Source organism: Microcoleus sp. PH2017_34_RAT_O_A, assembly GCF_020737885.1.
GTDB lineage: Bacteria > Cyanobacteriota > Cyanobacteriia > Cyanobacteriales > Microcoleaceae > Microcoleus.
In genome coordinates this window covers 1-10496 of record NZ_JAEQDD010000015.1, presented here as the reverse complement: position 1 = coordinate 10496, position 10496 = coordinate 1, and the positions used below count along the sequence as shown (strand labels likewise).

General features: G+C 42.7%; 8 protein-coding genes. 2 read left to right on the top strand and 6 right to left on the bottom strand.

Annotation, left to right across the window (positions count from 1 at the left end; translation table 11 throughout):
• Positions 1–304: 304 nt before the first annotated feature.
• The 5 genes from JGK11_RS07245 to JGK11_RS07225 are packed head-to-tail and all read right to left on the bottom strand — an operon-like array spanning position 305 to position 7797.
• Entirely contained in the window at positions 305–3814 is a 3510-nt protein-coding gene (locus JGK11_RS07245; RefSeq protein ID WP_293175820.1) for a GAF domain-containing protein, read from the bottom strand.
• Between the two features lie 52 nt (positions 3815–3866).
• Positions 3867–4478 (bottom strand): hypothetical protein, encoded by a 612-nt coding sequence (locus tag JGK11_RS07240; RefSeq protein WP_293175822.1) that lies wholly within the window; start codon positions 4476–4478, stop codon positions 3867–3869.
• Complete coding sequence (locus tag JGK11_RS07235) at positions 4475–4882, bottom strand: RusA family crossover junction endodeoxyribonuclease (protein WP_293175824.1); 408 nt, start codon at positions 4880–4882, stop codon at positions 4475–4477. Before JGK11_RS07235 ends, JGK11_RS07240 begins: the two co-directional genes overlap by 4 nt.
• A gap of 58 nt (positions 4883–4940) precedes the next feature.
• Positions 4941–5717, bottom strand: coding sequence for a DUF4058 family protein (locus tag JGK11_RS07230; RefSeq protein ID WP_293211114.1), 777 nt, complete (start codon positions 5715–5717; stop codon positions 4941–4943).
• 40 nt (positions 5718–5757) lie between these two features.
• The gene (locus JGK11_RS07225) at positions 5758–7797 is read right to left on the bottom strand and encodes an AAA-like domain-containing protein (protein WP_293211111.1); all 2040 of its coding nucleotides are present in this window, start codon (positions 7795–7797) and stop codon (positions 5758–5760) included.
• A 271-nt stretch (positions 7798–8068) separates the two neighbouring features.
• Between JGK11_RS07225 and JGK11_RS07220 the strand changes: the two genes are divergently transcribed.
• Complete coding sequence (locus tag JGK11_RS07220) at positions 8069–8206, top strand: hypothetical protein (RefSeq protein WP_293193746.1); 138 nt, start codon at positions 8069–8071, stop codon at positions 8204–8206.
• Positions 8207–8329: 123 nt separating this feature from the next.
• Entirely contained in the window at positions 8330–9325 is a 996-nt protein-coding gene (locus tag JGK11_RS07215) for an Npun_R2479 family HD domain-containing metalloprotein (RefSeq protein WP_293175830.1), read from the top strand.
• 226 nt (positions 9326–9551) lie between these two features.
• On the opposite strand, the gene JGK11_RS07210 is transcribed toward JGK11_RS07215, so the two are convergent.
• On the bottom strand, positions 9552–10244 hold the full coding sequence (locus tag JGK11_RS07210; protein ID WP_293175834.1) for a hypothetical protein: 693 nt from the start codon (positions 10242–10244) through the stop codon (positions 9552–9554).
• Between the last annotated feature and the right edge of the window lie 252 nt (positions 10245–10496).

Genomic DNA, 10496 nt, shown 5'->3' with positions numbered 1-10496 from the left:
GCTTTAGCCCTCTTAGGTACGTAGTTGGGCTTTAGCCCTCTTAGGTACGTAGTTGGGCTTTAGCCCTCTTAGGTACGTAGTTGGGCTTTAGCCCTCTTATAGTGATTATAAAGCAAGCGAAGTCGCATCAAAAACTCCATTTACAAGTCATACCTCATCTTTCTGAGAAATGCTATAGTCTCGCAGGCAGAAACCAGTTTTTTTACAAAAACACTGGTTTATCGCCTTTAACAAGGGTAAAAAACCCGGTTTCTTTAGTCGGATTACATAATCCCTCTCCCCCTCTCCCCCTCTCCTCTGACTTCTAATCACCCCCGATCGAACTCAAATTATTTCGCAAAGTTTGTTCCTGCCGCTTAACCGCCGCCAACAATTCTGCATTTTGCAAAATCACCCCCACTTGATTGTTAAAAATTTTCATATAGTTTTGATCGCTTTGGTCGAAACTTGCCCGAAAACGCTCCGGCACATTTTCCTTAGATAATTCAATCGATTTATCCTCGCCATCCGATTTAATTTTATTAATTAACTGCGTCACAGCAATCAACTCCCCGTCTGGATTCCAAACAGGCATACAAAGCAAACTGCAAGTCCGATATCCGGTTTTTTCGTCCGTCTTTTTAGAAGTTTCAGAACCCGGATAATCATAAAGATCGAACGGTATATTTAGAGGAACCCCCATCTGGGCCACTTGTCCCACATAACCTTGCCCGATCGCCACACGCAACTCCAATAAATTACCATCTGGCAAAATAATTTTTGTCCACAATTGATTAGCATCTCTATCAATTACCCAAAAACTGCTCCGATCGGCATTCATCAACTCTTTAGCAGATTCCATCACACGTTGCAGAATCGAATCAATTTCTAAGCTGCTTTGACTCACAGAACGAGTAGCCGCCATCAACGCAGCCGCAACTCTTTGTCCTCGGGCTGTTTTGTGAAAGGTACGGAAACTTTCTAAAATCATTTGAATCAAATTCGCATCTTCGGCAAACCGCTCTTCATCCAGTTTTGTAAACCCTTCCAAATCAATTTTTTCTGACAAAGACAAGCTGGAGCGATCGATTTTTTTGATTTTATTAATTAGCTGAATTACAGCTACTAAATTACCCTCGTCATTTAACAAAGGAAGTGTTAACATAGTATAAGTTCGATAGCCATTTTTGATATCTAATGCTTTTGCCGTTTCCGAACGCGGATCGTCATAAAAATCAAACGGAATATTAATACTTTGTTTCGTAGACGCCACATGACCGACAATTCCTTTATCTGCCGGAACGCGAATTTCTAGCGATCGATCGCCCTCAGCATCGGCTTCAGCAATAATCGACCAAAACTCATTTTTTTCTTCGTCTAACAGAAAAATGCTAGTGCGATCGGCATTCAAAGACTTACCCATTTTCAAAGTAATCGATCGCAAAGTAGCATCAAGAATATCATCAAAACCCTGACCATCCATCACCTGATTTAGCATTGCCAGAGTTTGGCTGACCACATTTTGCGGGTGGTCTTCCGCCTGCTGTTTCATCGCTGCAAATTGTCTCGCATTGTGCAGTGCCACCCCGACTTGAGTGTTAAAAATTTGCATATATTTTTGACTGTTAGCATCGAAGCTGTCTTGAAAGCATTCCGGTGCTTCCGGCCAAGTTTCCGGGTCATATTCTGGGAAATCTCCCGGTCTTCTTTTGTTAATTAATTGAGTGACAGCCACTAATTCACCGTCAGGACTGCAAACAGGCATACACAGCAAACTGCAAGTACGATATTTTGTTTTTTGGTCAGTTTGTTTCGCGGTTATTGATTCGGGATGTTCGTACAAATCGAAGGGAATATTTACAGGTTTGCCACTATCAGCAACTTGACCCGCAAAACCTTGTCCGACTTCGATCCGGAGTTCGCGAACCGAGCCATCTTCAAAGCGGATTTTTGTCCACAGTTGCCCTGTTTCGCGTTCTAACAGCCAAAGAGTGCTGCGATCGGCATTCATCAATCTTTTAGCAGCTTCCATCACTTTAGTGATAATTTCTTCCGAATCCAAGCTGCTTTGAGAAACCGATCGCGTTGCTTCCGTCAGAGCTTCCGAAGCTTGCAATCTTTGAGTTAACTTATAACAAGATTGACACCTTTCCAACAACCGCTGAATAGCTGGAACATACTCTCCAATCAAAGTGCGATCGACTTCTGTAAACCCTTCTATATCGACTTTCTCAGAAAAAGTTCCTGCCGGATCGTGCTGTTGTTTTAACTTGTTGACCAACTGCACAAAAGCAAATATATCTCCCTTTTCATTTAACATAGGTGAGGTTAAATTGCTGTAAAGTCTGTAACCAGTCTTTTTATCTTGCTCTTCCACGACATCGGAATACCAATTTTCCGATAAATCGCTGGGAATGCTGACAGCTTTTTTATAAATAGTCACTCTGCCTGCTGTTGGATTGTTTGCCATAATTTGAATCTTTGTCGAACTGCTGTTTGTAGTTCTGGCAATAATCGACCAAAGTTCATTTTTATCTTTATCTATAAAAAATATGGTAATGCGATCGACACTCATCAATTCCCCTAGTTTAATAGTAATCGAACCCAAAATTTCATAGAGTACATCCTCAAAATCTCTGCCTTCCATACTGTTGAGCATAGATAGGACTTTGTGTTCTTGATGGGCAACTAATTGTTTAAAGTTTGGTTGGAGAGCAGCCAAAGCTTTTTTCGTCCAATTTCGATTAAATACAGAGGCATAAATTTTATTATAAATGCTTAAAATCCCCCCTCTTTTCACAACCAAACCAGACAATCGCAGTTCCATTTGTTCGAGGCTTTCATCAGCCGGAATTTTGGCTTCGCTACACGAATCAGAAGCAATTAAAATTTGCTGGTAAATTTTAAGCAAAGTCTCAGTACGCTGTCCGCTTCTGAGAATGCGATCGCGAATTGTTTTCAAATGTGGCGGTTCGTCTTGAACTTCCCAATTATCAATAATTTGCGTCTGGACTAAATTCTCCACCCAATCTGCGATTAAAGATTTATCCTGAGGAATTTTTGCCGGGAAATTTTCGGCTTGTTGCCAAATATAGTTGCAAATCTTTTGAGTTAAAAACGGCTGTCCTCCCGTCCAAATCAGTACATTTTCTACAACAGACTCAGGATAGCTAACTTTCCCTGCTAAACCTTGTACCAAAGGTTGAGCTTCGTGCAGTTTAAAGCCATACAATTCGACAGCGCGACCGAGATTAAAAGGCGTACAGTATTTATCTTGAATCAAGTCCGAAGGAGTCGCAACCCCCAGCAAAGCAAAAGTCAGGCGATCGAATTCATGGCAAGCACGAATGAAGGCAAAAAAGTCATCTGCCCGAAAATTTAAACTCAAAATACTGTCTATTTCATCAACAAAAATTACAATCTTACCCTGAACATTTTCCAGTAAAACTTGTTCAATAAACTCGCTTAGGCGCTGTACGGGCGGCAAGAATTCTCGCTCCCGCACCCACGATCTCAAATTCAAATCTAGCTTAAAACTGGTAACTAAACGTCTAATAACCCCCGCATACCACTGATCGGGATTGATATCTTGAGAACCGATTTTAGTTAGATCGATCGCCGCACAAGCAATACCTTCTGCTTGCAATTTGTGCATAGTTCGCACGCGCAAGCTAGTTTTACCCATCTGGCGAGAATTCAGCACATAACAAAACTCGCCATTTGTTAAGCCTTGATAAAGTTCAGAATCCGCTTGTCGCACTACATAAGTGGAAACATCTAGAGGCAAATGTCCACCAACTTTATAAGTATAGGCTGAGCTTTTTTCTTGATACATAACCTGTTTTCAATGAGTAGAATACACAGCCGATCGCCATTTGAGAGCCTAATTACCCTTCAATTTGTCCAGATTGACTTAAAAGACGCTGCAATGCTTCAAAAGCACGGCGCGCCAAATTGAGTTCAACAGTAACTTTTTCTCGCTGAAAAATCACGCGATCGCGAATTTCCAGCGCCGCCACCAAAACTTCATAATCCTCCCCATTCATCAAACCGTGAGCGAGGAATGTTTGAGCCAAAATAGGCGGTTCTTGAATTTCAAAATTAATCGAGTGGTGTTCAGCTACCATCCGCATCACTGATTCAGTAATAGATCCGATCGAACAGGTAGCGAGTTCAAAATTACCTTTTTCGATCATTTCTGATGCTCTTACCATGTAAACCTGAATATCGTATAGATCGTGCTGGCGATAGTCATAGGAAGGTTGCATCATCTCTTCTTCGGAAGTCTTTTGACTTTTTGACTCAGGAGGACGCGGTTTTAATGCTGCAAGGACAGATTCTTGAGCCGTACAAATAATCAAGTCTATTTCTGGATTTTGAATAAATTTTTGCCAGTCATAATCCCTCGACTTTACTAACACTTGATAACCTTGCTGGCGATATTTATCGGCAATATCTGCAATTTCTGTTGCTTCTAATTTTTCTATGGCTGCTATCATTGATTTAGCTCCATCGGCTCGGTTGGTAGGTCAATTTTAACATAGATAAATTCTTGGGCCGCAGTCAAAGCTTCAGCTATCAAAGAAGATATCGCAGTAAAATCTTCTAATTCCTTAAGTTTGCGCCGTTTTACTGTGAGGTCGGTAACTTGTCTGTCATCAACGTAAACTAAAATCTTCATCGCATCTACAATCGGCTTGATAATGTTATCTAAATCAGATATTTGAGTAATGCAATAGTGAGTGATGATGACTTGAACTGGTTCGCTAGTTGCTGACATTCCTATTGGCATAGCTTCGGCGGCTATTTGACCGACTTTGGCTTTCCACTCTTGAAGTTTTGCTCGGTTATTTGTTTGTAGAGAAACTGGCGAACCAGTGACGATAAATTCAAAGGGAATCAAGATTTTTCACTCCTCTTGGTGATAATATTTTAATCGATCGCCCGAAATAACTCCCCGTTCACCGCAATCCCCTTTCCTGCAAAAGCGCCTGTGCCCAACCAACATCATCGTCCTTCAGTCGCGGCACAGGCTGCTGAGCATAGTCGATCGACAAATCAAATCCCGCTCTGTCATACACACCGCTGAACAAAGCTTGCAAATCCACCTGAAATTCTGTATCTCCCGGCTGCAATGGCAAGAAAAATGGTGGAATTTCTTCTCGTACCGTAAAAGCATACAATTGAGCTTTTGGACGGCGATTTGCCCTGCTAATTAAAATGCGATAATCCGTGTTAGTCCCGCCAGTTACAGGCATTTGTCTCCCGGCCCTGAGCAAGTCAATTTCTACTAAATGAGAGGCACTTCTTAACACTTCTTGTCGCTTGTTTTCATAGGCCTCTCGACCTTTCCCAGTGCGTTTGTTTTTCGGCGAAAGAATTTCTATGACTGTGATTACCCGATTTGTACCTACCTCTCGGAGTTCTAAATAGCCTTCCCTAGCTTCTTCCAATATTGGTACCGTAACTGTCATCGGTTCGGAATGGGGCAGCGTTGCAGTCATAACAGATTGGCTGGGGGTGGACGGGCGATCGAATACTGTCACGTCAGGAATTGCCAACAAATCGCTATCTTCGGCCTCGCTCAAATAAATCCGCTTTTCAATTGCCGCCCGGTATTTCGGGCGCAGCGCAGGCCCGATCGCATCGGCGATCGCCGTAATTAAGCGGTGATGAACTTCCGGCCAAAATTCAGGATTTTCTAAGTAAGGGTCTACCCCTGGAAATGGAGACGGCATTTTATTACCTCCCGCAAGAGTTTTGTAAGTTAGATGAATCTTAAATACATTTTAGTCGATCGCCAAAATACTGACGGTACAACTCAAAGCGCACAGTTACCTCATTTCCCCGCAACTGCACCAGCCCCAAACTGTGCAACTTAAACGCCAGCACAGATTCTAACTCTACAGGTTCATTAGCTGCTACTACCCTACTAAAAGCCACTGCTAACTCCTGATGTTCTTGCAAATTCCACAAATGACGGCGCAAATGATCGCCGTAAATTCCTGCTTCAGTAGGAGCAAGTTCTAAAAGTTCATCTAAACTTTCCTCTAAATCTTTTTGTTCTTTGGCAGAACCTGAAAATCGGCGATTGAAAAGAGCAAATTCTTGAGCAATGTGATATAAAGCTACCCGCACCAAATACGGATGACCGCCCACAATATTCATCAATTTTTCCACCATATTTATTTGCCAATTCAGCCCGTGCCTTCTCGCTAAATCAGCCACTTGTTCGGCGCTAAACTCGGACAATTCTATTGGCAAACCCACATTAAAAGGCGATTGATTCACGTTCAGCGGAATGTAAACTTCTGTTGAATGCACCACTACCAAACGCAGTTTTGCCCACAGTTCGCTGTCGCTGTCGCCATATCCGGCTTCTTCATACCAGGCCCTTAGCAGCCCAAAAAAATCATCGGCAATTGTAGGATACTGAAAAACGCGATCGACCTCATCCAATCCCAACACCAGCGGTGCATTGTTTCCCGACAACAAACAATCTTCAAAATAAGCCGTACAATTATCTTTACTGCCGTAAGTATCAGTCCAATAATCGTCAATCTGGTGAGGCAACCGCAGCTTGCGCGTAATTTTGTTGCAGAACCACCTCAGCAGTGAATTGAGATTGGCAAATGACGCAGCATCTGCGTGTTGAAAACTCAGAGGAACAGTGCGATAGCCTTGTTCTTTTGCCTGATAAAGAATCCTCGCCATTAACGAAGTTTTGCCCATTTGTCTCGGTGCTTTTATCCTAATTAAAGTTCCCGGCTGCAAAAGTTCCTTGTAACACTGAGCTTCCCAGGGAACGCGATCGACATAAAAAGCCGAATCCAGCCTGACTTGTCCTTGGGGAATCTGCGGCTCTGCGGCGGGTGATGGAGGATTTGAAAGCGGCAGAGTCCGAGAAATGGTTACAGTCTGAGTCGCAGTTTTAAGGAAAGAATGCTCTGGCGTCAGCAGGTTTAAATTAACTATAAATCCTGCGGATATGTCATCTTCTGTATCTGTTTGCGATGTACCTGCTGGCTGTACTGTGCTTTCCCCAGCGACTGTTTCTAAAAGCATTTGGTTGATTTCTTGTAGCAGTAGTACCGTGTCAGCCGGCGATGTCCACTCGCGCTGCTGAGTATCGTTGATGTAGTTCCGCAAGTCATGGTTTAGCCGTATGCTGGGAGGATAATTGACTCGAATTGGCAACACGGCAGGCGCCGGATTTTGCCGTCTGTAGCGCAATTCTTTGATTTTCCGCAATTCTTCCATAACTATTTCACTAACTGCTGTTTCCCCGGACAGCAGCAATAAAAAATAGTCACACTGTTCTAATTGAAAGTCAATTTGAGAAAGCCAGTTTTTTGCTGATTCGCGATCGGGATAAACCGCCCCAATATTGGCAGCGAATACTTGGTGTCCCGTTGCATTTATGCCTTCGGCAAGCTCCAGTGCCAAACTCAGATCGGGTTCTTGGTTGCAATAGCTAATAAAAACTCGTTTTCCGTGATTTGTCCCATTTCTCGGTTCAGTCTGGGAAGGCTGTTTTAGATGTTCTGCCGATCGCATTTCCTGCCGCGCGATCGATCGAGCTATGGCTCCTCGCACGTTCTTTTTTGTAACTTTCTCTCCCAAGATACTTGACAGCTTCTGCCACAGCTTGTATCCTACATCTTTTTCGACATATTCCGGGTTTAATGGGTAAATCTGTTCATAGGTTTGTCCTTGCCAAGTCCCGATAAAAACCTGCCTTTCCAAATCGTTGAGGTGTTTGCCAGTTTTGAGGTGAACTGAGTTTTCTATAAATTCTAAAGCTTCTTGAATATTCATTTTTCTACTAAGGTATTTCGATTGTAGATTGGAGATTTTAGATTTTAGATTTTAGATTTGGGAATCACTGATGGCGATCGGGGTTGGGAGCTTGCCTGCTGTAGGTTCGTTTTAGAAAAAAAGTCCCACACTTCCTTGATAGCAAGAATTTTTATAAATTGTATAGCCTCGCGGGTCAACATTCAAGCCAGCAGCCGAGCTGAGGGCTTGCACGGCAAATTCCGAGTCGAGTTAGCTGCTCCTTCGCTTTCCTGAGGTTTTATGAGTTTTTATGAGGTATTGCGGTAGCTCCCCAATCAGCGGGAAATTGCTGAGGCGCAAAAACTGTCAAACTTATGAGCTTTTCTGGTTGCGATCGCCAATTGCGATCGGTGACAATAAAAACCAACAGCCAGTCGATCGATTTTAGATTTTAGATTTTAGATTTTAGATTGACTGCACAAATGACTTCTTGGAAAAAAAAATACTCCTCTGACAGACTAATTGCAAATATGCAATAGTTCGCAATCACCCGCCATCAAGGTAACTACAAATGTTGAACCCCACCACAGTCATCATCAGTTCCTTAACTGAAAGCTTAAAAGCCGGATACCGAAACACTTACGGGAACATTAAATCTGACAGCGCCAGACTTATCGAACAGGTTGTCAGCCTAGCTTTAGAAAACATTGCCAGCAGCGACGCTCTTTATCACAACGTCGAACATACAGTTCTTGTCACCTTAGTAGGGCAAGAAATATTGCGCGGTAAATACCTGAGCGAAGGAAACATCTCCCCAGAAAATTGGCTGGAGGCGATCGTTTCTTGGCTGTGTCACGATATCGGTTACGTCAAAGGAATCTGCCCTCAAGATCAACAAAGCCAAAGATTGTATGCGACAGGCACTGACAACAATACAATTTATCTAGAATCGGGTACAACTGATGCTAGCTTAACTCCCTATCATATAGACAGGGGTAAAATGTTCGTACAAGAACATTTTTTCGGTCACGATTTGATTGATTCGGAGGCTATTATGCGTAATATTGAATTGACTCGCTTCCCCGTACCGAACGACGAAGAACACTCTTGTACTGGCAATTATCCCGGCTTAGTGCGGGCAGCAGATTTGCTCGGTCAACTCAGCGACCCCCGCTACTTACAAAAAATACCGGCGCTGTTTTATGAATTTGAAGAAATAGGTAGTAATAAAAATCTAGGCTACTGCCATCCGGCAGATTTGCGATCGGGCTATCCCAAGTTTTTTTGGAATGTTGTATATCCCTACATTCAAGAAGGATTGCAGCATTTGAAAATGACTGCTGGGGGTCAAGAAATAATTGCCAATCTTTACGGAAATGTGTTAACAGTAGAGAAAGAAATTGCCTCTTGTGCTGCAACTTCGGCGGTAAAATCTACGCCAAAGTTACTGGCTGATGTTCGCGGGTTTCAATTTCTGAATTTCCAGCGGTTTCGGGGATTGCCTGACAGTTTTAGTCAGAGGAATAAAAAAAACATGAAAAGTTTGTTTGTAATTGGCAATGGGTAATTGGGCATGGGGCATGGGGCATGGGGCATGGGGCATGGGGCATTGGCCTTCCCAGGGCATTGGGGATTGGGCATTGGGCATTGGCCTTCCCAGCGCATTGGGCATTGCGGATTGGAATTGGTAATGTCAACTGTCAACTGTCAACTGTCAACTGTCAACTGTCAACTGTCAACTGTCAACTGTCAACTGTCAACTGTCAACTGTCAACTGTCAACTGTCAACTAACTTAAGGTTTTTCCGTCTGCTGCAAATGTCGCCAAATTGCTTGATAACATACGTGCCAAAAATACATAGCCAAATTCAGAAGAGCTAATAACTTAGTGCCATCTTCTAACATAGCGTGTGCTCCTAGACTACGAGTGTCTATAATATCCTCAAACCGCGAGATAGCAAATAAGAGGAATGCGGCGATTAAGGGCAGGTAAGGAGTGGTTTTGATGTATCGCCAAAATTTAATTCCGTAAAGGAAAACGCCACTACCATAACACAAATAAATTAATTTCTTAGATATTCCCAACTGAGAAAGAATCAAAGTCATCCGAAACCTGTCATCCAAGAAAAAGACTCCCAGCAGTAAAGCGCTAAAAAAGAAGAATATTGCCGATCGACTGCGGGGGTCTTTTTGGCGCAGGAGTCCGAATGTAAATGCACAAATTGCGACTGGGATGCACCAGAGGACTTCGGAAATTCCGGTGAAAAGGCCTTCGTAAGGGAACCAGAAATTAAAAGGATCGCTAAAGAGGCGTTCAACTCCGTCTCCCTGGTTGTTGAGTTTGGCGTATAGGCTCAGTCCGCCTAAAATTAGGAGAGCCAGAGTGTTGAAAATGACTAAAAATGGTACAGTAAAAAAGTGTTTTTTGAGAAGTTCTAAAAAAGTTGAAAAGTTGGGAATTTTATCGAATAAAGGCTGATGCTTCATAATTGTTTTCCCAGGAATAGAGTTTGTTAGACTATTTTATATTTTAAATTTTAGATTGGCAATGACTGATGAAGAGCATTCTTGGGAACATGGGTTTACAGTTGCATTCTTGTTTGAAGCGAGTGTTAAGTAAATCCACCCGATCAAACGTAAAACCCACATTCCGCAGATGTGGGTCGGATTTTTTTATCAGTTGTGAAAACTTGGAAGCCAAACGCTTTTGGGCTGAAATTATGCAGTGTTAGCCTTACA

Coding starts and splice junctions, on each gene's coding strand:
- JGK11_RS07245 (WP_293175820.1), bottom strand. CDS start 3,814: ATGTATCAAGAAAAAAGCTCAGCCTATACTTATAAAGTTGGTGGACAT.
- JGK11_RS07225 (WP_293211111.1), bottom strand. CDS start 7,797: ATGAATATTCAAGAAGCTTTAGAATTTATAGAAAACTCAGTTCACCTC.
- JGK11_RS07220 (WP_293193746.1), top strand. CDS start 8,069: ATGAGGTATTGCGGTAGCTCCCCAATCAGCGGGAAATTGCTGAGGCGC.
- JGK11_RS07210 (WP_293175834.1), bottom strand. CDS start 10,244: ATGAAGCATCAGCCTTTATTCGATAAAATTCCCAACTTTTCAACTTTT.
- JGK11_RS07240 (WP_293175822.1), bottom strand. CDS start 4,478: ATGATAGCAGCCATAGAAAAATTAGAAGCAACAGAAATTGCAGATATT.
- JGK11_RS07215 (WP_293175830.1), top strand. CDS start 8,330: ATGTTGAACCCCACCACAGTCATCATCAGTTCCTTAACTGAAAGCTTA.
- JGK11_RS07230 (WP_293211114.1), bottom strand. CDS start 5,717: ATGCCGTCTCCATTTCCAGGGGTAGACCCTTACTTAGAAAATCCTGAA.